Annotated in this window: 18 protein-coding genes and 1 pseudogene; 5 read left to right on the forward strand and 14 right to left on the reverse strand. The window is 49.7% G+C overall.

Features of this window, described 5'->3' with window-relative positions; translation table 11 throughout:
- Positions 1-49 precede the first annotated feature (49 nt).
- From PEL01S_RS24755 to galU, 3 genes are all read right to left on the reverse strand, one after another.
- The gene (locus PEL01S_RS24755) at positions 50-1,177 is read right to left on the reverse strand and encodes a glycosyltransferase family 4 protein (protein WP_164824316.1); all 1,128 of its coding nucleotides are present in this window, start codon (positions 1,175-1,177) and stop codon (positions 50-52) included.
- A gap of 116 nt (positions 1,178-1,293) precedes the next feature.
- Positions 1,294-2,043, reverse strand: a complete 750-nt coding sequence (locus tag PEL01S_RS24760) for a glycosyltransferase family 2 protein (protein WP_127462156.1) — start codon at positions 2,041-2,043, stop codon at positions 1,294-1,296.
- 21 nt (positions 2,044-2,064) lie between these two features.
- Positions 2,065-2,952 (reverse strand): UTP--glucose-1-phosphate uridylyltransferase GalU, encoded by an 888-nt coding sequence (galU, locus tag PEL01S_RS24765; RefSeq protein WP_127462157.1) that lies wholly within the window; start codon positions 2,950-2,952, stop codon positions 2,065-2,067.
- Between the two features lie 200 nt (positions 2,953-3,152).
- Here galU and PEL01S_RS24770 point away from each other — a divergent pair, with 200 nt between their 5' ends.
- Positions 3,153-5,636 carry an O-antigen ligase family protein gene (locus PEL01S_RS24770; protein ID WP_127462158.1) on the forward strand — a complete coding sequence of 828 codons (2,484 nt, stop codon included), beginning with the start codon at positions 3,153-3,155 and terminating at the stop codon, positions 5,634-5,636.
- 159 nt (positions 5,637-5,795) lie between these two features.
- A complete protein-coding gene (locus tag PEL01S_RS24775) occupies positions 5,796-7,481 on the forward strand; it encodes an S-layer homology domain-containing protein (RefSeq protein ID WP_127462159.1) in 1,686 nt (561 codons plus the stop codon).
- Positions 7,482-7,779: 298 nt separating this feature from the next.
- Here the strand turns inward: PEL01S_RS24775 and groL are convergent, their stop codons facing one another.
- The 9 genes from groL to PEL01S_RS24820 form a co-directional block, all read right to left on the reverse strand.
- On the reverse strand, positions 7,780-9,414 hold the full coding sequence (gene groL, locus PEL01S_RS24780; RefSeq protein WP_054974092.1) for a chaperonin GroEL: 1,635 nt from the start codon (positions 9,412-9,414) through the stop codon (positions 7,780-7,782).
- 99 nt (positions 9,415-9,513) lie between these two features.
- The gene (gene groES / locus PEL01S_RS24785) at positions 9,514-9,795 is read right to left on the reverse strand and encodes a co-chaperone GroES (RefSeq protein ID WP_010494510.1); all 282 of its coding nucleotides are present in this window, start codon (positions 9,793-9,795) and stop codon (positions 9,514-9,516) included.
- A gap of 198 nt (positions 9,796-9,993) precedes the next feature.
- Positions 9,994-10,761 carry a twin-arginine translocase subunit TatC gene (gene tatC / locus PEL01S_RS24790; RefSeq protein ID WP_063188465.1) on the reverse strand — a complete coding sequence of 256 codons (768 nt, stop codon included), beginning with the start codon at positions 10,759-10,761 and terminating at the stop codon, positions 9,994-9,996.
- A 47-nt stretch (positions 10,762-10,808) separates the two neighbouring features.
- The gene (locus tag PEL01S_RS24795; protein ID WP_127462160.1) at positions 10,809-11,072 is read right to left on the reverse strand and encodes a twin-arginine translocase TatA/TatE family subunit; all 264 of its coding nucleotides are present in this window, start codon (positions 11,070-11,072) and stop codon (positions 10,809-10,811) included.
- 42 nt (positions 11,073-11,114) lie between these two features.
- Positions 11,115-12,119 (reverse strand): molybdopterin-binding protein, encoded by a 1,005-nt coding sequence (locus PEL01S_RS24800; protein WP_127462161.1) that lies wholly within the window; start codon positions 12,117-12,119, stop codon positions 11,115-11,117.
- Complete coding sequence (mog, locus tag PEL01S_RS24805) at positions 12,109-12,609, reverse strand: molybdopterin adenylyltransferase (RefSeq protein WP_063188478.1); 501 nt, start codon at positions 12,607-12,609, stop codon at positions 12,109-12,111. Before mog ends, PEL01S_RS24800 begins: the two co-directional genes overlap by 11 nt.
- 33 nt (positions 12,610-12,642) lie before the next feature.
- The gene (gene moaC / locus PEL01S_RS24810; RefSeq protein WP_108530906.1) at positions 12,643-13,131 is read right to left on the reverse strand and encodes a cyclic pyranopterin monophosphate synthase MoaC; all 489 of its coding nucleotides are present in this window, start codon (positions 13,129-13,131) and stop codon (positions 12,643-12,645) included.
- Complete coding sequence (locus PEL01S_RS24815) at positions 13,124-13,759, reverse strand: 5-formyltetrahydrofolate cyclo-ligase (protein ID WP_127462162.1); 636 nt, start codon at positions 13,757-13,759, stop codon at positions 13,124-13,126. The genes moaC and PEL01S_RS24815 overlap by 8 nt, the downstream gene beginning before the upstream one ends.
- 266 nt (positions 13,760-14,025) lie before the next feature.
- Positions 14,026-14,601 carry a biotin transporter BioY gene (locus PEL01S_RS24820; RefSeq protein ID WP_174807002.1) on the reverse strand — a complete coding sequence of 192 codons (576 nt, stop codon included), beginning with the start codon at positions 14,599-14,601 and terminating at the stop codon, positions 14,026-14,028.
- A 125-nt stretch (positions 14,602-14,726) separates the two neighbouring features.
- On the opposite strand from PEL01S_RS24820, the gene PEL01S_RS24825 reads away from it, so the two are divergent.
- Both PEL01S_RS24825 and PEL01S_RS24830 read left to right on the forward strand, forming a co-directional pair.
- Entirely contained in the window at positions 14,727-15,557 is an 831-nt protein-coding gene (locus PEL01S_RS24825) for an ATP-binding cassette domain-containing protein (protein ID WP_127462164.1), read from the forward strand.
- Positions 15,548-17,305 carry an ATP-binding cassette domain-containing protein gene (locus PEL01S_RS24830; protein WP_127462165.1) on the forward strand — a complete coding sequence of 586 codons (1,758 nt, stop codon included), beginning with the start codon at positions 15,548-15,550 and terminating at the stop codon, positions 17,303-17,305. The genes PEL01S_RS24825 and PEL01S_RS24830 overlap by 10 nt, the downstream gene beginning before the upstream one ends.
- 42 nt (positions 17,306-17,347) lie before the next feature.
- On the opposite strand, the gene PEL01S_RS24835 is transcribed toward PEL01S_RS24830, so the two are convergent.
- Positions 17,348-18,250 carry an endonuclease/exonuclease/phosphatase family protein gene (locus PEL01S_RS24835; protein WP_127462166.1) on the reverse strand — a complete coding sequence of 301 codons (903 nt, stop codon included), beginning with the start codon at positions 18,248-18,250 and terminating at the stop codon, positions 17,348-17,350.
- Positions 18,251-18,441: 191 nt separating this feature from the next.
- Between PEL01S_RS24835 and PEL01S_RS24840 the strand changes: the two genes are divergently transcribed.
- Complete coding sequence (locus PEL01S_RS24840; RefSeq protein ID WP_127462167.1) at positions 18,442-20,415, forward strand: ABC-F family ATP-binding cassette domain-containing protein; 1,974 nt, start codon at positions 18,442-18,444, stop codon at positions 20,413-20,415.
- 30 nt (positions 20,416-20,445) lie between these two features.
- Here the strand turns inward: PEL01S_RS24840 and PEL01S_RS34630 are convergent.
- Positions 20,446-20,866: pseudogene (locus PEL01S_RS34630) on the reverse strand (hypothetical protein); the annotation flags it as partial.

The raw sequence follows: 20,866 nt of genomic DNA on the forward strand, positions 1-20,866 counted from the left end.
CCTATTTCGTTAAATTATACAAACTAATGCAAAAATCTGTTTAGAAAAACTAAGGAGCAGATAGATAAAGATTTTTTAGTTTTTCTATCATATTTTCAATATTGTATTCTTGATTTATTATTTCTTTTGCATTTTGAGTTAATTTTTTTTGTTTATCACTGTCTGGAAGTAGCTCCTCAATTATACTAGCCAACCTCTCGTAATCATTAGGCGGAACAAGAATACCTGTGATATTATTTTTAACAATATCTGTAACACCTGATATTTCTGTTGCAATTACAGGAATTTCTTCTTCCATAGCTTCCAAAATGGCATAAGGCATACTTTCCCAAAGCGAGGTGCTTACAAAAATATTGCAGTATCCAAGTACTTCCCTGACATTGGATATTTCTCCAAGGAATAATATTTTGTCAGATACACCAAGTAAATTTACTAATTCGGTTAAACTTTTTTCTAAAGGACCTGTTCCCATAATAAGTAAGAGAACATCATCCATTTTTATTTTTTCAATTGCCCTTACGATCATTTCAGGATTCTTCTGAATACTTAGTCTTCCAACAAATCCTATTACTTTCTTGGAATAAGTAATTCCCTTGATTTCAAGCAAATTCTTTTTTTCGCGAGTCATACCTTTTTTCTTAAGCTCAACACCATTAGGGATTACAACCATTTTTTTTTCATTTGAGACTTTCATTTGTAATGCTAAATAAAATTCACCTGCGGATACACATATGACTTTGGTTGTAAACAAGGTCATAATTTTTTCAATAAATGCATAGATTGCATTTTTTAGTTTTGAATTAAAAATATTAAATGAAAATGAATGAGGAGTGTAATAAATAATTTTGCACCCTGTCATGTATGCTGCCATTCTTCCTAATACGCCTGCTTTTGAACTATGACAATGTATAATATCAAATTTATTGGTCTTGAGAATTTTTATTATCTGAAATAAACTTTGCAAGTCAGCCCACGGTGATATAGTCCTAGCCATATCAACTATAAACAAAGGATGTCCCAAAAAAGAGTTAGTTTGAGACAATGTTGAGTTTTTTTTTGAGGAAAGTATAAAGGATTGTTCGAAAACGTCAGCATCCAAGTTTTCTGCAAGCTGGGTTAAGTGCGTTAAAACACCACCTGAAGTTGCTTCACTTATGTGGCAGATTTTAATTTTCAAAACATACTTCACCGCCATGACCTTAGTTCGCAACTGAACTCTTATTAAGGAGAATATTATTGTTCCGAAGTACTACCAACTAAATTAAGACCTAATTTCATAGAATATGCTATTAATTAATAAATTTTTAACCTTCGTAACAATTCAATTAAAAGAAATGTTACATATTGTATTCGCCATGCAAAATAGAGATCCGGATGTTTTTCTCTAATAAGACGTCTTAGTTGCTTATTTTGTTTCCTAGAGTTTTCTAGCATACTGCCTTTATGTTTACGGTAATAAAAAAGTGTTTCATTTATATGAAAGCCAAAGAAGCGTGATTTGGCGAGTCTTAGAATAAACTCCCAATCCTCGTATCCGTCACGCATTGACTCATCATATCCATTCACAACTTCCCAGCAATCTTTCCTCATGACAATGGTGGCAGGTACCACATTACGAAACTTTAAGTATGATAAAGGAGCTTTAAATGTTCTCCAAACCTTATTCTCTTCACCAAAAAGCTGCACTAACGAATAGACATAAGCCACATCACTGTTCTGCTCAAGAATCCATACAGCTTTTTCTATAAAAGTATTCTCGATTTTATCATCGGCATCCAAAGTAAGAATATACTTGGCCTGTGTAAAATGAATCCCCGTATTTCTGGCCGCTGACAATCCACCATTAACTCTTCTGACAATTTTAGTTAATGGTTTGGCCTCCATTTTACTCAAAATGTCAATAGTATACGAATCTGTTGACCCGTCATCGACTATAATAATTTCAATGTTTTTGTATGTGGATTTCAGCACGCTATCGACTGCTTCCTCAATGTATAGCCCATAATTATAGCAGGGAATAACAATGCCTACCAATGGTTCCATAGTACCTCCGAAATACTCCACCTAAATAATCAATTTATTTTTTTCAAAAACTTCAATTAAATACTTGAGCATCTCTTGTCTTAAGTCATCTCTCTCTAAAGCAAAATCAACGGTAGTTTTAATAAAGCCCATTTTTTCTCCAACATCATATCGAATACCTTCAAAATCATATGCGTAGACATTTTCGAGTTTTGCTAATCGAGAAATGGCATCAGTGAGTTGAATTTCTCCACCTGTGCCGGTTTCCTGACGATCTAATAACTCAAAGACTTCGGGTGTCAAAATATAACGGCCCAGAATAGCCAAATTCGAAGGAGAAGCTTCCCTTTTAGGTTTCTCAACCAAAGAAGAAACCGAATAAATTCGCCCCTTTATATTAGAACCATCTACAATCCCATATCTCGATACTTCATCGTAACTAACCGGTTGAACCCCGATAATGGATGACTGATACTCCTCATAAAGCTCCATCATTTGCTGCAGACATGGTTTTTGGGCTTGGACGATATCATCCCCTAAAAGGACAGCAAAAGGTTCATTCCCTATAAATTTACGGGCGCACCAAACGGCATGCCCAAGACCTTTTGGTTCTTTTTGCCGAATATAATGGATATCCACCATCTTGGAAGGCTTCTGAACTTCGTTTAATAAATCCAACTTTCCTTTTTCCAACAAATTTTGTTCAAGTTCAAAATAATTATCGAAATGATCCTCTATAGCTCGTTTGCCTTTACCAGTAACAATAATAATATCTTCAATCCCTGATTCCACTGCTTCTTCAACAATATATTGAATCGTTGGTTTGTCTACAATAGGAAGCATTTCCTTGGGCATCGCTTTTGTTGCTGGTAAAAACCTTGTGCCCAGCCCCGCGGCCGGTATAATTGCTTTCCGCACTTTTAAGCCCATAATAAATCCTCCAATTTCATTAAAAAACACAAAATAAAGTAATAAATTGACGAATTTCCTCGAAGTTATTCTATCAAATTTACTATTTAATTACCAGCACTACAAAAATCCAAAAGAATCCTTGAGCTTATGTAATGTACCCATTTATTCTACTTTATGATAAGATAAATGTCGTAATTTAGATAAAAAGGAGAGAAACCATGAGCGGCAAGAAGAAGTATTATGTCCCTGATCATGCAGTGGGCGACAATGCTCTTGCAAGTGATGATAAACATTCCATTCTATTCTGGATCTTAACCGGCATTACTCTGTTGATTTTAATGTGGGCTCCTTTTCAGAAGGCATTGTTTAATGGAAATAATTTTGATTTTGAACGATCTATCTATTCTACGTTTGTATGGTCAGCGATTATGCTGCTTCTAATTTCTATCTTTGCATTCTATAAATGGAATATGAATCGATGGTCCGATTTATTGAGTATTTTGATCTGGTTCGTTCCATTAACCTTTTTTGTCTCATCTATTTCTCCGGCATCTAATTATAGTGCTACCAATATGCTCTTCATTACTTTTGTTTATGCCAGTTTTTATTTGGTTGGTTTTTTTCTAGCTAAAAGTGATAGCGGCAGCTCCATTCTTATCAATGGAATAATGGTCTCCGGGTATTTGGTTGTTTGGTTTGGTCTAATGAACTGGTTTGGACATAAGGAGACAGCCTTCGGAATGGTTAAATGGTTTGCTTCAGATATGGGGCAATTTAACTATTATCAGCATGCTATTATGGCCGACGATAACGGTGTTAGATTGACTTCCGTATTTCAATACGGAAACGCATATGCTGCTTTCTTGATAGCACTGCTGCTCGGCTCTCTATATCTAATATCAACATCTAAAAAGTTAGCCTCTACCATAATTCATGGATTTATGATAGTCCCAATTCTGATTTCTTTTTTCCTTACTTTGTCCCGTGGTGCGCTAGTAATCTTGCCGGTTATCTTTTTAGTTGTAATCATCTTTCTAAAAATGAAAAAGCAGCTCACTTTACTCATTCACACCATTGTAGCTTCCATCGCCGCTGTGGTTATTCTAGGTCCAGTTACAAATGTTGGGGTCGAGCAAGTAAAACAATACAATGGAGCTCTCGCTTTAAAAGGTTGGACTGCTCTATTAGTCGCCGCATTGCTTTTTACAGGGATTGCTGCGGTATTGCAAAGGTTTGTTGTTCCGCGTATTGAGGAAAAGCTGCATTCGATAAGCGATAAAAAAATCTCATACTTTATTATTCCGGCAGGAATCATTTTGCTTTCTGCGCTCGGAGCTTTCTTATTGCTGGGTAATACGGGCATTCTTAATCTTTTTCCAGAGAACATTAAACAACGTATCGAAAACATTAATTTTGAACAAAACAGTGTTTTGGAAAGGGGAACGTTCTATAAGGATGCTCTGAAGCTATATTCAGATTATCCTGTGATCGGTGCCGGCGGAGGGGCCTGGTCAGCTCTCTACGAGAAATACCAAAACAACCCTTACGTAAGCCGACAAGCACACAACTTCTTCCTCCAGTATCTAGTTGAAGTCGGAACTATTGGTTTTGCTGTATTTATCGTTATTTTATTGGCTGTCTTTTGGTTGTTCATGCGTAAGTTTCTTAAAGATTCCGACGATCATTCAAGTTCAAGATATATTTATTTCATTATAGCGATATCTCTACTCATCCATAGTATGCTTGATTTTGATCTCAGTTTCGTCTATTTGGGAATCCTTTTATTCCTAAGCTTAGGGGCTATGATTGCCAATAGCAACTTTGAAATCATAGGAATATGGAAGCAAAGCATTCAAAAAATCAAATGGGCTTACCCTGCTCTGCTGATAATTCTTTCTTTAATATTTTTCTTTAACGGAGCCCAACTGTTAAGTGCCAACAGTAACTTTAATAATGCACGAATGCAGGCGTCAACCAGCAAGAACTACAATGATATTGTACTTCCGTTAGATAAAGCCCTTAGTCAGCATCCAGGTCATCCTGATTTTGCAGCGTTCAAGATTGATATTTTGTTGCAAGTATATAACCAAACTAAAGACGAGAACTATTTCAATGAGGCGAGCCGGATCATAACAGAAACTTTAAAGAAGGAGCCTCATAATAGAGCCATCATTGAGAGAGAACTTACCACTCTAGCACTGAAAGGTAAGACTGCTGAAGCCTTAAAGCGAGTCAATGAAGAAATCAATAATTTCCCATGGGATATCTCCTTGTATGAAAGAAGCATTGTTTTGAGCACAGATCTTGGGAACGCAGCGCAGACAACAAACAACGTAAGCGAAAGGGATAGTTACTACGATCAAGCTTTCTCTATTTACTCTAAGGTAGAATCAAGAATCAAGGAACTCTCTTTGTTGCCAAAAGGACAATTACAGGGCAGAGAATTTAATGTAACCCCAGTCATAGGGCTTGCCTTAGGTCAGATTCAATATATCAAAGGGAATTATAGCGCGGCTGAAGCAATGTTCCATATAGGAATTGATGGATCTATCGATAATCAGACTACCCGTCAAATTCTTCGTTGGTATCTAGCCTCGCTTCAAAAACAAGGCAAAACTGACCAGGCGCTTTTTGATAAACTAGTGTCCAAGGACCCGAACGAGCGCCAAGAGATTCAAAATCTAGCAAACGCAAAATTTTAAAATAAACTTCATAAAAAATGGTAGCTAAATTTACACTACAATTTGCTACCATTTTTTTGCCTATGGTGCTAAAATAGATTCTAGGCCTTAAAGACGATTTTTTAATCGAAGAAGGTATTGCTAAATCGATTCTGCTCAGGGAGGGAGGTGAAATGCGAAATGAGTCAAATAGAGAAAAAAAATGTTTACAATCGTGAAAGGAGCAAGACCCAAGTGAAATCGACTGTATTGAAAAAAACATCCCAAGCGTTGGCTGGATTGATGATCGGCTCGACGCTGCTTCCTGTGCTTGCATTTGCTGGTATTGATTTTGGTAGTTTATCCTACGATAAGTACAGTAAAACAATTACAGGTTCCGTTTATACTAACACTTATCAACAAGATAAAAACGTTACATTTGGTGTATATGAGGATACCTATCTTCAGAATGTGCTTGGCTCGACTTACTCTGTAACTTACAGAAATACTGATTCTGTTTCTGGTGCTACATACTTCGACTTCAAAATCAATTTGTCGAGTGCATCCGTTCCGGATACTGTTTACGTACAAACATACTACGGTGCCGGTTATGGTATCGGTAACGAGTATGATCTAGCTTACGTACTGAACAGCGGCCAAACACCCATTAACTCTACCGGTTCTAGCGGTTGGGGCGGCGGAGGCGGCGGTTCTATCTCCAACGACGGTGTTATCGAAGTATTTGGAGATTCTGTAGATGCCTTCACCTTGCAAAGAGCTTTTGAAAACTCTAAAGAAGTAAAACTCAAAATCAAAGGTGAAAAGCTGGCTATCCCGGCTGACGCACTGGCAGAAGCGCTGAAAAAAGGCGGAGTATCTGTAACAATCATTAACGACAACGGCACTTATACGCTTCCGCTGGCAGCTATGAAATTCGAAGCACTCGCGAAAGAACTGGGCGCTGAACTGAAAGATACGAAAATCAACGTAACGATTGCTAAAGTTGCTGACGCTACTGCTGAAGACGTAACGAAAGCAGTTTACGCTGCTGGTGGCAGCCCAATTAAGAACGCTGTTGACTTCAACGTAACGGCTTCCGGCAACAGCAAGTCTGTTAATGTTGACTTCGGTAACACGTATGTTTCCCGTACGTTGAATGTTAACAAAAACCTGGATGCTAAAAAAGCAACTGGCGCTCTTTACAATGAAACAACGAAGAAGCTGAGCTTTGTTCCTTCTACGTTCCAATCGAAAGACGGTCAAACCGTAGCTACATTGAAACGTAACGGCAACAGCATCTACACAGTAATCGAAGCAAACAAATCGTTTGAAGATCTCGCTTCCCACTGGTCCAAAGCAGACGTTGAAATGCTTGCTAACAAATTGGTGGTTGAAGGCGCAGCCGACAAACAATTCCAGCCAGACCGCAACATTACTCGTGCTGAATTCGCAGCATTGGTTGTTCGTTCCCTGGGTCTGAACTCTGTAACGGCTAATACGTATTTCACTGACATTAACTCTTCCGCTTGGTACGCTGGTGTAGTAGCATCGGCATCCAAAGCAGGTATCATCAATGGCTATGAAGACAATACGTTCCGTCCGGATGCACAAATCACTCGTGAAGAACTGGCTGCTATGATCATCCGTTCCCTGTCTTATGCAGGCGTAGCTTCCGAAGTTTCCGAGTCGAACCAAGCTCAACAGCTTGCGAAATTCAAAGACTCTTCCAAAATCGTTTGGGCTAAGAAAGAAATTGCTGCTGCCGTGAACGCTGGCATCATCAATGGTCTGACTGACGACACCATCGGTTCTGCTGAGAAAGCAACTCGCTCGCAAGCAGCTACGATGCTGAAACGTTACCTCAAACTGGCTGACTTCATTGATTAATCTTTAATGCTTTAGGAGACCTGGTACCAATGGTACCGGGTCTTATATTTTTTAACCTTAATAGTGCAAGGCTTTACGAGCATATCAACGTTAAGTGGGCAAGGTATGCCTAGAGACACGAATACCGCCCTATTAAGACCGTAAAATACTTAATTAATCCTCTGGGCCTATTGTTTCTTTTTAAGCCCTGAAAATCGCATCTGGCAAACTTTCAGAGAACCACTCCTTCCTAGACAACATAACAAAAACGGCAGCTATCCCAAAGGATGCTGCCGTTTCTATCCGGGCTAGGGTCGGATTAGAATCCGCCCATGCCGCCCATTCCACCCATGCCGCCCATGTCAGGCATGGCAGGTTTGTCTTTTTCCGGTTTGTCTGCGATAACGGCTTCGGTTGTCAGGAACATAGCTGCAACGGAAGCTGCGTTTTGCAGAGCGGAGCGAGTTACTTTCGCCGGGTCAACGATACCCGCTTCGATCATGTTCACCCATTCGCTGGTAGCGGCGTTGTAGCCGATGCCAACGGATTCTTTCTTCAGGCGCTCAACGATAACGGAGCCTTCTTGACCTGCGTTTGCTGCGATCGTGCGAACAGGCTCTTCCAGAGCGCGCAGAATGATGTTTACGCCTGTTTTCTCGTCGCCTTCAGCTTGCACAGCTTCTACAGCTGCATAGACGTTCACGAGGGCCGTACCGCCGCCTGCAACGATACCTTCTTCTACTGCTGCACGGGTAGCGTTCAGAGCGTCTTCGATGCGCAGTTTGCGCTCTTTCAGCTCGGTTTCGGTAGCAGCGCCGACTTTTACGACAGCTACGCCGCCAGCCAATTTTGCAAGGCGCTCTTGCAGTTTTTCTTTATCAAAATCGGAAGTGGTTTCTTCCAGTTGAGCACGGATTTGCGATACGCGCGTACCGATGTCTTTTTTGTCGCCTGCGCCGTCAACGATGATCGTGTTTTCTTTCGTAACACGGATTTGACGAGCGGAACCGAGTTGGTCCGGAGTCGTGGATTTCAGCTCAAGACCGAGCTCTTCGGTGATCACTTGGCCGCCAGTCAGGGCAGCGATGTCGCCGAGCATAGCTTTGCGGCGGTCGCCGAAGCCAGGAGCTTTAACCGCTACGCAAGTGAACGTGCCGCGCAGTCTGTTCACGACGAGAGTCGCCAGAGCTTCGCCTTCTACGTCTTCTGCGATGATCAGAAGCTGCTTGCCGGATTGAACGACTTTCTCCAGCACAGGCAGGATTTCTTGAATGTTGGTGATCTTTTTGTCCGTGATCAGGATGTACGGGTTATCCAGAACGGCTTCCATTTTGTCCGTGTCCGTGATCATGTACGGGGAGATGTAGCCGCGGTCGAACTGCATACCTTCAACCACTTCCAGCTCCGTTGCGAAGCCTTTGGACTCTTCTACGGTGATTACGCCGTCTTTGCCTACTTTTTCCATAGCTTCTGCGATCAGTTGGCCTACTTCGTCGTCAGCAGCGGAGATTGCCGCTACTTGAGCGATGGATTGTTTGCCTTCGATCGTTTTGGAGATTTTCGCGAGCTCTTCTACCGCTGCACGAACAGCTTTGTCAATGCCTTTGCGGATAACCATCGGGTTAGCGCCGGCCGTTACGTTTTTCAGACCTTCGCGAATGATCGCTTGAGCCAGAACCGTAGCCGTCGTCGTACCGTCACCGGCAACGTCGTTTGTTTTGGTCGCTACTTCTTTTACAAGTTGAGCGCCCATATTCTCGAAAGCATCTTCGAGTTCGATTTCTTTCGCGATCGTCACACCGTCATTCGTGATGAGCGGGCTGCCGAATTTTTTCTCCAGCACGACGTTGCGGCCTTTCGGTCCCAAGGTAACTTTTACGGCATTCGCAAGCGCGTCAACCCCGCGAAGCATCGCGCGGCGAGCGTCTTCACTGAACTTAATTTCTTTTGCCATGAATGAACCCTCCCGAGAATTAATCGTATATTTTTAACGGTTCGAATATTTTCGTAAGTAAATTACCAAAACTTAAGTATCGAATCGAGGCGTTGGTTCTTAAGCCAGAACGGCCAGAACGTCGCTCTCACGCATAATCAGCAGCTCGCGGCCTTCGAATTTTACTTCAGTACCGGCGTACTTGGAGAAAATCACGCGGTCGCCTTCTTTCAGCTCAAGCGCAACGCGCTCGCCGTCTTTGAGTGTACCGCTGCCTACAGCTACGACTTTACCTTCTTGCGGCTTCTCTTTCGCCGTGTCAGGCAGTACGATACCGCTTGCGGTCGTTTCCTCCTTAGCGATGGCTTCAATGACTACGCGATCACCCAACGGTTTGATCATGAGAAAATAGCCTCCTTTTGATATTAGGGTAACGATGGTTTATCTTATTAGCACTCAAACGTCTTTAGTGCTAACAACAATTCTTATGATAACTATTTCCCATCAATTTTGCAAGTGGTTTTACAACATTTTCACACCTCAATCATTGTCTCCAGCCTTTACCAAAATATACCGCAAGAAGACAAACAAAAAAGCCTGTCATTCGACAGACTTTGCGGAGCTTTCCGCCTCCCAGGCTTGATCCTGCAGCAGCTGCTTCCGGTAGACGAGCGCCGACAGGTAGACGCTGAACTCGTATAGAATAATCATCGGCACAGCGACGATAATGGCGGACACGGCATCCGGCGGCGTAATCATCGTGGCAATCACGACGAGCGCCAAATACGCGTAACGGCGCAGTTTTCGGAGAAGCAGCGGATTGAGCAGGCGGATTTTGGTCAAGAACATCACAACAATCGGCAGCTCGAAGACGAGCGCGATCGGAATCAATATATTGAACATGAACGTAAAATATTGCGCGATGCCGAAATTTTCGTTCAGCTCCAAGCTTTGGCTGATCGCCGTCGTAAATAAGAACGCCATTTTAAAAACGATAAAATAGCCAAACGCCAAGCCAAGCAAAAACATAAGAAACGCAAAGGGGATGAAGATTAATGAGGCTTTTTGTTCTACTTCACGGAGCCCCGGTTTCAGGAAAGCCCAGATCTGGTATAAAGCAAACGGAAGCGTAACCAAAAGACCGGTAACCAGAGAAAAGCTCATATACATCTTAATCGGGTCCCATGGGGAAAACACATACCAGTTCATGTTCGCGATCGGAGAAACGCTTTTCAAATAATTAATTAACGGCTTGGCCACGAGCAGCCCGATCACCATGCCGACAATCAGGACAAGCAGCACCCAAATAATTCGTTTGCGCAGCTCCGCCAAATGCTCCACCAGCGTCATGCCTTCATCATGTTCCATAACGGTTCACCTTCCACACGGTCAAAATCGAGAGTACAGGTGCCTCCCTAATCCGGCAAACGACGCGAGTCTTGTCGCGCTTCTGGCTGTACAGCTTGCGGCTGTGACTGCTGCGCAGGCGCCGGCGGCGTAACGTCTTGACGCGGCGGCTGAGGCGCATCCGTATTTATCAGATCGCGGGCGCCCTGCTTGAACTCGCGCAGCGTCTTGCCTAGTGCCCGGCCAAGCTCCGGCAGCTTGTTCGGGCCGAACAATAGTAGAGCAATGAGTCCGATGAGCAAAATTTCGCTGAATCCTATATTTCCGAGCATATCGAGTATCCTCCTTCAATGGAGATGTTGCCTGTTCATCAACTAGCAGCCGTAAAGCCCGCCGTAACCGAGCTCGGTAATGTCCGCCCGGGTAATGGTTTCTCCCGCGCAAATGCGCGGCAGCAGAACGTCAAACGACGTGTACGGGTCGTGCATGACACAGCCGGGCAGCCCCATAATTGGAACGCCGTCCAGATAGCCCATCAAAAGCATGGAACCAGGAAGCATCGGGGTGCCGTAGCTGACAACGGACGCTCCGGCACGTTTGATGGCGCCGGGCGTCCGATCGTCCGGATCTACGGACATGCCGCCGGTAACGAGAATAAGATCCGCGCGGTCTTCCTCCAGGAAGCGGCGGATTTCCTGTACGATCGTTTCGCTGTCGTCCGGCGCAAACCGCTGCTCGATCACTTCCGAGCCGAGGGCCGCAAGCTTGTTTCGTACGACGGGACCGAACTTATCCTCGATCCGGCCCTTGAACACTTCGCTGCCGGTTGTGATCAGTCCTGCCCGCAGCGGGCGGAACGGCTTAACTTCGACCAAGGGCTGTCCCATGGAAGCGGCGATACGCTCAACTGCCATAATGCGGTCTTCTTCTATAACAAGCGGAATGACGCGAGTCCCCGTCAAGGAACGGCCGGGCTCCGCCACCGTATTCGTCTTTACGGTCGACATGATGACTTGATCCAGCGAGTTGACCTGGTCGATCCGGTCTTTGTCGATCTTGACCAGACCATGGATTGCGGACTTAAGCGTGACTTTGCCTTCATGCGGCTCGGTCAACGTGACACCGGCTCCCTGCGCGGCCTTCGCCATCCGCAGGGCCGCTTCATCTTCGTGCAGATAGCCCTGCTGCAGACGAAGCGTGTAAATATGCTCCTTGCCGATGCTGAGCAGCGCCGGGATATCCTCCTCACGGATCACGTGTCCTTTTTTAAACAGGCGGCCCTTGAACTTGCCGGGAATGATCTGAGTCAAGTCGTGCGCAAGCACCATGCCTACGGCTTGTTCCACAGGAACCTCTTCGAGCATTGAATCATGCTTCATCGCCGTGGTCTCCCTCGCGTCCGGTCAGAATGGCAAGCGCGTGAGGCAGTTGATCGATAACGGCGGATAAATTTTCCGAAACCCCCTTGGGGCTGCCGGGCAAGTTCAGGATCAGCGTCTTGCCGCGAATCCCGGACACGGCCCGGGAGAGCATCGCACGCGGCGTCTTTTGCAGCGAATACATGCGCATCGCTTCGGCAAAGCCCGGAGCGTGACGATCGATGACGCTCAAAGTCGCTTCCGGCGTGACATCCCGCGCCGCAAGACCCGTGCCTCCGGTTGTCAAAATGAGATCGGCCCGGAAATAATCCGTCATTTCGATCAACGCCGCCATAATTTCGTCTTTCTCGTCAGGCACGACACGGTATTCGATAATTTTTCCGTTCATTTCTTCTTCAATCAATTCCCGAATGACCTGTGCACTCGTGTCTTCCCGCTCTCCGCGCGAACCACGGTCGCTAGCGGTCAAGATAGCCACTTTCCAGCGCATACATCTGCTCCTCTCCCGGATCTCATCAAGTCTCTATGGGACTGCGTGAAAATCTCCGCTCTTGCCGCCGGTCTTGCTCAGCAGCAGCGTCGGTCCGATCTGCATCGTTTTCTCCGCAGCCTTGCACATATCGTAGACCGTCAGCGCCGCGGCCGATACGGCCGTGAGCGCCTCCATCTCCACACCAGTCTGTCCCTTCGTGCGGACGGTCGCTTCGATGTATAATTGCCCTTCCCCGTTATCGCTAAACCGGACATCGACGCCGGTTAATGCAATCGGATGACACATCGGAATCCAATCCGACGTTTTTTTAGCAGCCATGACCGCGGCAACCTGCGCGACGGCCAGCACGTCCCCTTTACCGATGCCTCCCTGCCGGATCAGCTCCAGCGTAGCCGGAAGCATCGTAACGGTCGTGCGGGCCGTCGCCGTACGGACAGTTTCCTGCTTGTCCGAGATGTCCACCATGCGCGCACGGCCTTGCTCGTTCAGATGGGTAAGCGGCTGGCGCTCCTCAGCCATGGACATCCGCTCCCTTCTCCGTCAAAATGCGGGTTTCCGTCACCAGCTCGTTGATCCGGAAATCGAACAGTCCCATCGGGACTTCCGGGATCAACTGTTCCTCGTACGCCGCTGCCAAAATATAAGGCTTCGGCAAGCCGGTACGGACATACTGCTGCATAAAACGGTCGTAGAAGCCGCCGCCGTAGCCAAGCCGGCCCATATGGGCATCGAACGCGAGTCCCGGAACCAGCGCGACATCCACCTGCCGGATATCGAATAGCTGCTGCGCTTTGGCTATCGGCTCGCGGATTCCCCACGTTCCGCGCTCCAAGTCGGCGTACGAACGTACCTCGAACAGCTTCATTTGCTTATAGGCGGGCACGACCTTCGGGACGACGACGCGCCAAGGACGGTCCCAGCAAGCTTCCATGACCGGGGTCACGTCCACTTCGGTTTTAACCGGCATATAGGTAAGCAGCGTCGGACGTCTTCTCATCGACGGCTCTGGACGAAGCAGCGCTTCCAACCGTTCGATCAGCTTGCCACTGATGATCTCGGACTTACGCTTCCGCTCGTCCTCGGGAATGGCTGAACGAACCGCTTCGGCCTGGCGGCGAAGTTCGATTTTTTTCTCTTTAATATTCATGAAACGGCCTCATTTCATCGGGTCGATTCTGGGTTAACAACATTCTAATGGGTACCATGCTCGATGGCAAACCCCTTTTGGGGCATTTTCTCCTAGTTTAACATAAATCGAAGCAAAATAACGAATTTCTACGATTTTACCCAAAAACTCGCGGCAAAATAAAAAATGTTCTTACATAATAAAAAAAGTCTGCCCGAAGGCAGACGTGTATGTAAAAGCAAACTTCATAGATGAACGTGAAAACGGAAAATTCCATCGTAAAAATCCTACTCTAGGGGAATTCCTTCCCCTGTTAACCGTTCCGGCAGGAACACTTGACGCACGGAGGCGATAATCAGGGTCGCTGCCGCAGCCTTGATCGCATCGCCGATCAAATACGGGTAACACCCGGCAACCATCGCTTTGGAGAGCGACATGCCCGTCACATAGGCGAGCCACGGTACTCCGCTTACATATAGCAGCAACGAGCCGAACAGCACGAGCAGAAGAAAGGACGCAGCGTATCCCCATACGCCGCGAATCCGTATCCGCGGCAGCAGCCAGCCGATCAGGAGCGCGGAGATCGGCCACATAAACACATAACCTCCGGTCGGCCCGAGCAGAACGCTCAATCCTCCTGTGCCGTGCAGCAGCGGAAATCCGATGGCCGTCAGCACCACGATTAGCGCCATGCTAAAAAAGCCATATCGTGCACCGAGCAGCCCGCCTGCCAGCATAACAGCCAGCGTCTGCAGGGTGATAGGCACCGGCGTAAAGCCGAGCGGAATGCTGATAAATCCAAAAAGCACGACGAGTGCAGCGAACAGCGCACTAAAAACAATGCCTCGAAGCGTAAGCTTCATATTGATGAATGCCTCCTTTTTTGGTATGGTTATGATGACTTAATCGTCAACTAACAAAGATAATTACAGGTTAACAATTGAGGATTATAGCACACAGTTTTTAAAAACGAAAGGATTTTTTACCTATGTCTTCTTCGTTCTTCATAGCCTTGCAGGAAGCATCCGTGAAGTACCCGACTGGCTCGGGCGCGCATACAGCTTTGGCCAACGTTACGCTGCTCATCGAGCCCGGGGAGTGGGTTACCGTTGCAGGTCCGAACGGCAGCGGCAAAAGTACGCTGGCCGGCGTACTGCTTGGTACGTGCCGGCTTACGGCGGGGCGGATGGTCCGGAAAGAGCATATGAACATCCGCGGTGTGCTGCAGCATCCGGAGTCCCAGCATATTGGCGATACGCCGGCCGAAGAGCTTGCTTTCGCGTTAAATGACCGTCATTTGAGCAAGGAGGAACTGAGGCAGATCCAAAAGCAAGCGCTGCTTCGGGTGGGGCTTGAATTGCCCCTCGAGACGCCGCTGAACTCCTTGTCTGGGGGGCAAAAGCAGCTCGTCAACATCGCCGCGGCACTCGCAACCGCTCCCGATATGCTAGTGCTGGACGAGCCGACCGCCATGCTCGATCCGGCTGCAAGAGAATTAGTGCTGCGGGTCGTCCGGCAAGCTCATCTTCAAGGAACGACCGTCGTATGGATTACGCATCGGCTGGAAGAAGCGGTCCACGCAAGCCGCATTGTCGCTTTTCAGGAAGGCGGGGTGGCGTTTGACGGAGTGCCGGGGACGTTCTTTTATGGAGACCCTGCTACGGCTTCCGATTCGGAGACGCCGTGCGAGCGAGTTGGACTTGACCCTCCCTTCGTCGTGCTGACGGCGCTGCATTTAAAGAAAAAGGGACTTGGCCTGACGGCCCGCCCCTTAAGCTTCGATGATTTGGCGAAGGCGGTGAGCCGCTTATGCCTCTGACGCTGAACAACGTAAGCGCAGCCGCTCCGGACGATCCGAACCGCCGCTTGTTAAGCGATGTTAATCTTACATTCGAAGACGGAACCATCACGCTGCTCATCGGACATACCGGCTCCGGCAAGTCCACACTGCTTCATCTGCTGGCAGGCATGCGGCCGCCCTCTTCGGGCGAAATTCGTCTGGATGACGAGCCGTTATGGCGCCGCAACCGGGTCACCCGGCCTCTTCTTCTTCGGCTCGGCTTGACGTTCCAGTTTCCGGAGCAGCAGTTGTTCGCGCGAAGCCTTCGGCAGGAGTTCGGCTATTCGCTGCGACCGTATGGGCTGACGGCGCAGGAAAAAGAACGACGCATTCAATCCGCCTGCGAAGACCTTGGCCTCGGCGCTTCGTTCGACCCGGATCGTTCTCCGTTCGCGCTAAGCGGAGGCCAGCGGCGCAGGCTTGCTCTGGCCACGACAATCGCTACCTCGCCGGATTGGCTTCTGATGGATGAGCCTACCGCGGGTCTCGAATCGGCGGCAGCCAAAGAGCTGCTCCGGTACGTGCAAGCCCGCAAAGCTGCCAAAGGCGGGATGATTATCGCCACCCATGATTTGGACTTGTTTCTTCCGCTGGCGGACCGCGTGATCGTGCTCGACCACGGTACGATCGCAGCCGATGGGACACCGGCCGCTCTATGCGCCAATCCCGAACCGTTCGTGCAAGCCGGAGTCGGACTTCCCAGTTGCGTCCTGCTTTCGCATGCGCTGGCAAGAAACGGCACTGCCGTGATGGACGAAGGCAAGCTTTCGCCCGAGGATTTGGCCGATGCGATAGCAGAGCGGCTGAAGGAACGACACTGCGTTACGGTAAAATCTGCACCGCCCGCAGAACATCCGGAAGGCAAGCCGAAGATTGAATCCCAGTCGGACGAATCCGCGCTGCTCGCTTCGCTTCCGCCGCAAAGCCAAGCGGCCGGCCTGTCCCAGGAAAGCGCACATCCGCCTGCCACGGCCAACTCGCTCTGGTATCGGCTCGATCCGCGCAGCAAATGGCTGCTGTATCTTTTCATTGTCATAGGCACGATGCTGCAAAGCAGCTGGCTCGGACTTGCCTGCGCCGCATTGCCGATCGCCGCCGCCTATATCGGACTGTCCCGCTCCGCACTGCTCGGCGCGGCCAAGCTCCTAAAACCGTTAGCATGGTTCATGCTGATCTCCGTCGGCTTGGCCGGACTGGAGTGGACGGCAAGCGGCAGCTTTCCCTTCGTCGGGTTTTCCCCGGAGCATGCGCTTGCTACTGGCTTGAATGTTTTCCGCCTGTTTCTGATCACGCTCGCAAGCTACTGGTTTGCGGCTGCAACGCCTTACGGGCGTATGGTGCAGGGCCTTGCCTGGGGGCTCGGGTATGCGAAGCGGTTGCGGCTTCGAACGGATTCGTTTGCTTTGGCGGTATCGCTCATGTTCAAATTTATCCCGATGATCGTGCGCGAATGGCAGCGGTTCTCGGATATCGTTCGGGCAAGAGGCAAAGCGGCTGTTCGACCTGGGGCCGTACGGGGACGCGATATGCCGGCGCTGGTCATCCCGCTCCTGCTGGCGCTGTTCCACCGGGCGGAGGAAATGACCGCCGCTCTGGAGATGAAAAAAATCGGCCGCCGAACCGCACTCTTGGGCCATACCGAGTCTCTTCGTCTGACCCGCGCCGACGGAATCGCCATCTTCTCAGGCCTCCTTCTTCTTGGCGGGCTTGCCGTCTTGCGCGGCTGACTTTAACAAAAATCCCCCTTCGTCGCACGTGAAGCAGGCAGCTTAATGTGCATGGAGGGGGATTTCATTTTCGTTTATCGAGGCGGACACGGGCCTGTGATCGGAAGCGCGGCTATCTTCGACAAGCGCGGGCCGTTCTGCCTGCAAATTGGTAAAAATATGGTCGATCCTGCCTCCATGGGCAACCGTCGGCAAGGAGGAAGGCTTCGGCCTGATTTCCTTCAGTCCTAGTCTGTGGATGGCCTCCTGAAGCTCGGGGCTGGAAGACGGACTGTTAAAGTCACCTAGCAAAATCAGAGGCGTCTGCCCGTTCTGCAGCGCGGCAAGCAGCTGCGGCCATTCGCGCGTTCGCCCAGCGGCTTCGACGCTGAGATGCGTGGTCGCAACCGTCACGGTGCGGTCCGGCAAGCGCAGCTCGGCCGTCAGCAGCAGTCGCGGCTCGCGTCCGCCGGTAAGCCGGTGAATCTGCGGCGCTTCGAGCGGATAGTGGCTCAGCAGAGCGACGCCGTACTGCGACACGCCGTGGCGGATTGCGGGAGCATAAATACAATGCATGCCCATCGCTTGTGCAAAATAGCGGGCTTGGTCCTGCAAACCGCTGCGCCACTGCAGCCGGTCCACTTCCTGCAGCGCAATGACGTCCGCATTGGCGGCTTTTAGATCCCGCAGCACCGCTTGCGGGTTGACGCGGCCGTTCATTCCTTCGGCGTGGCGAATATTGTATGTCATCACTTGAAGCGGCCGCTCTTTGACCGAATCGGGGCTCGTAGACGAGACGGCCGGTACCGGGCGGGGCTTCGCACCGGAAGGTATCGACTGCAAGAAGCCGGTATTCGGAACGATGAACGCCATCAGCAGCAGCGCGCTCCATATGGCAAGCCAGATGAGGCGGGACACTGCGCCGCGTCGCGGGCAAGCGTCTTTTTGTATAGACACCGGAAGCACGATGATCGCCTCCTCTCACTCTCTTTGAATCACAATTCGGAAGCATGCGTATAAAAGCATAAGACAAGCGGGGTGCTTTTGTATACCGGGGAACGGATGGAAATCAAATCGAAATCGGCGGGCAAATATGCTAAACTGAGGGAGATTGTCGCCTTTTTTCAGGACTTTGATTTCAGGAGGCTTTATTCATTATGCTGCTTCAGGTTTCGAACATCACCAAAAGCTACGGCGTCAGCACCGTACTTTCCAATATATCGCTTCAAATCGAGGCGCGGGAGCGCATCGGACTCGTCGGCGTCAACGGCGCAGGCAAATCGACGCTGCTTCAGATCATCGCGGGCGAGCTGTCTTACGATTCGGGGAGCATTTTTAAGGCAAAAGAGACGAAAATCGGCTATTTAAAACAAAACAGCGGATTAGCATCGGACCGCTCCATCTGGAACGAGCTGATGAGCGTCTTCGACCGTTTGCTGGAAATGGAAGAGGAGCTGCGGCGGCTGGAAGCACGCATGTCCGATCCGGACGTGCTGGCCGACGAGAAAAAAACGGAGGAAACGATGCGCCGCTATGCCGAGCTGTCAGATGCGTTCCGCGAGCGCGGCGGCTACGAGATCGAGGCGAGAATTCGCGGAATCTTGAGCGGGATGGGCTTCGGACACATGGACCCGGCTACCCCGGTGCAAACGTTGAGCGGAGGACAGAAGACGAGGCTCGCGCTGGCCAAGATGCTGCTCGAAGCGCCGGACCTGCTGCTGTTGGACGAACCGACGAACCATTTGGACATTCCGACGCTGACGTGGCTGGAGCAGTATTTGCGTTCCTATCCCGGAGCTATCCTGGTCGTCTCGCACGACCGCTATTTTCTCGATTCGCTAGTCGGCGCCATCTATGAGATCGAACGAACTTCGTCCCGCCGGTACACCGGAAATTATTCGCGGTACATTGAGCTGAAAGCGGCGGATTACGAGGTGCAGCTCAGGCAGTACGAAAAACAGCAGGAAGAAATTTCGAAAATGGAAGACTTCATCCAGCGCAACCTGGTCCGCGCTTCCACGACCAAACGGGCGCAAAGCCGCCGCAAAGCGCTGGATAAAATGGAACGGCTCGACAAGCCGCTCGGCGAGCTGAAGCGGGCCAGCTTCTCCTTCGAGGTCGAGGCGCCTACGGGTCGGGAAGTGCTCGACGTGCGGGGGCTGACCGTATCCTACGATCGGCAGCAACCGCTGGCGCAAGGCATCACCTTCCAATTGCGCCGCGGCGATACGGCCGCCTTGATCGGTCCGAACGGGATCGGCAAATCGACCCTGCTGAAGACGCTGATCGGGCAGCATACGCAGGACCGCGGGGCTTTCGATTGGGGAACGAACGTTAAGATCGGCTACTACGATCAGGAGCAAACGGGTCTGAATCCGAACCAAACCGTGCTAGAAGAAGTATGGAACGCCTTCCCTCATCTGGAGGAAGCGCGCATCCGCACGGTGCTCGGCAACTTTTTGTTCAGCGGCGAGGATGTGTTCAAGAAGGTCGGATCGCTTAGCGGCGGCGAGAAAGCCCGGGTCGCGCTTGCGAAGCTGATGCTGCAGAAAGCGAACGTGCTTATTCTTGACGAGCCTACGAACCATTTGGATTTGTACAGCAAGGAAGTGCTCGAATCGGCCCTGATAGAGTACGAAGGTACCCTGCTTTTCATTTCCCACGACCGTTATTTCTTGAACAAAATGGCCGAGAACATGCTTGAAATGGACAAGGACGGAGTCACCGTCTACCTGGGCAATTACGACGATTATGTGGAAAAGAAGCAGGAGCTGGCCGAGATGGAGCAGCAGCGGCTGGCGGAAGCGGCAAGCCGCGGCGGCGCGGAAGCCGCCAAAGGCCGCGGACATGCGGAAGGCAGCGCGGCGAAAACAGCTGAACCGGGAACGGGCAGCGATTACGAGGCCGGGAAGCAGGCGAAGCGCGAAGAGCGCACCCGCCAGCGCAAGCTAGAGCAATTGGAGCAGCAAATTGCGCAGCTGGAGGAGTCCATCGGCGGCTTGGAAGCCGAGCTGACCGACCCGGACGTGTATAACAACTACGTGCTCGTGCAGGAGAAAAACGCAGCGTTGGAAGCAAAGCGCGAGCAGCTTGCGGAATGCTACGAGCAGTGGGAGCAGCTTGCGGAATAATATGATTTTGGAGGGCGCCTGTCGTTGGAATCAGGCGCCCTCTAGTTTTAACAGCAGCAGCGGTACGCTGCTGTAGACGATCATCGCTGCGGCGGCGACAATGCCAGAATCGTTCAAGGCGAGCGCGGCCAGCGCGCCGATGACGTTGGCATAGCACCCGTGCATCAGGTACGGGTAGCGCTGCTCCCACAGGCGCAACCGCCCTGAGGGCCGGAGCACCAGCACGGCCATCACGGCCAAGGCCGTGAGCAGCACTTTGCTCCAAGCGGAGACGCGGATCAGGTGAACGTTCATCGCCAGCTTACGGGCGATGATCGCGCCGATCACGTCGTAGCGCCCGTGGCGCAGGTCATCGAAGGCGCGGCCGATATGACTGCTTGGGGCGGCCAGGGCGGAGCCGGCCGCGGGCGATGCAGCAGCGGCGGGCGCGTTGGCGGCTGCGGCGGCGCTT

The organism is Paenibacillus elgii NBRC 100335 (assembly GCF_004000865.1).
GTDB lineage: Bacteria > Bacillota > Bacilli > Paenibacillales > NBRC-103111 > Paenibacillus_G > Paenibacillus_G elgii.

Excerpts from the sequence above, each read along its gene's own strand:
- groL (WP_054974092.1), bottom strand. The coding sequence starts at position 9,414 with ATGGCAAAAGAAATTAAGTTCAGTGAAGACGCTCGCCGCGCGATGCTT.
- PEL01S_RS24775 (WP_127462159.1), top strand. The coding sequence starts at position 5,796 with ATGAGTCAAATAGAGAAAAAAAATGTTTACAATCGTGAAAGGAGCAAG.
- PEL01S_RS24760 (WP_127462156.1), bottom strand. The coding sequence starts at position 2,043 with ATGGAACCATTGGTAGGCATTGTTATTCCCTGCTATAATTATGGGCTA.
- PEL01S_RS24820 (WP_174807002.1), bottom strand. The coding sequence starts at position 14,601 with ATGAAGCTTACGCTTCGAGGCATTGTTTTTAGTGCGCTGTTCGCTGCA.
- PEL01S_RS24840 (WP_127462167.1), top strand. The coding sequence starts at position 18,442 with ATGCTGCTTCAGGTTTCGAACATCACCAAAAGCTACGGCGTCAGCACC.
- PEL01S_RS24825 (WP_127462164.1), top strand. The coding sequence starts at position 14,727 with ATGTCTTCTTCGTTCTTCATAGCCTTGCAGGAAGCATCCGTGAAGTAC.
- PEL01S_RS24795 (WP_127462160.1), bottom strand. The coding sequence starts at position 11,072 with ATGCTCGGAAATATAGGATTCAGCGAAATTTTGCTCATCGGACTCATT.
- galU (WP_127462157.1), bottom strand. The coding sequence starts at position 2,952 with ATGGGCTTAAAAGTGCGGAAAGCAATTATACCGGCCGCGGGGCTGGGC.
- tatC (WP_063188465.1), bottom strand. The coding sequence starts at position 10,761 with ATGGAACATGATGAAGGCATGACGCTGGTGGAGCATTTGGCGGAGCTG.
- PEL01S_RS24815 (WP_127462162.1), bottom strand. The coding sequence starts at position 13,759 with ATGAATATTAAAGAGAAAAAAATCGAACTTCGCCGCCAGGCCGAAGCG.
- PEL01S_RS24830 (WP_127462165.1), top strand. The coding sequence starts at position 15,548 with ATGCCTCTGACGCTGAACAACGTAAGCGCAGCCGCTCCGGACGATCCG.
- mog (WP_063188478.1), bottom strand. The coding sequence starts at position 12,609 with ATGCGCTGGAAAGTGGCTATCTTGACCGCTAGCGACCGTGGTTCGCGC.
- groES (WP_010494510.1), bottom strand. The coding sequence starts at position 9,795 with ATGATCAAACCGTTGGGTGATCGCGTAGTCATTGAAGCCATCGCTAAG.
- PEL01S_RS24770 (WP_127462158.1), top strand. The coding sequence starts at position 3,153 with ATGAGCGGCAAGAAGAAGTATTATGTCCCTGATCATGCAGTGGGCGAC.
- moaC (WP_108530906.1), bottom strand. The coding sequence starts at position 13,131 with ATGGCTGAGGAGCGCCAGCCGCTTACCCATCTGAACGAGCAAGGCCGT.
- PEL01S_RS24800 (WP_127462161.1), bottom strand. The coding sequence starts at position 12,119 with ATGAAGCATGATTCAATGCTCGAAGAGGTTCCTGTGGAACAAGCCGTA.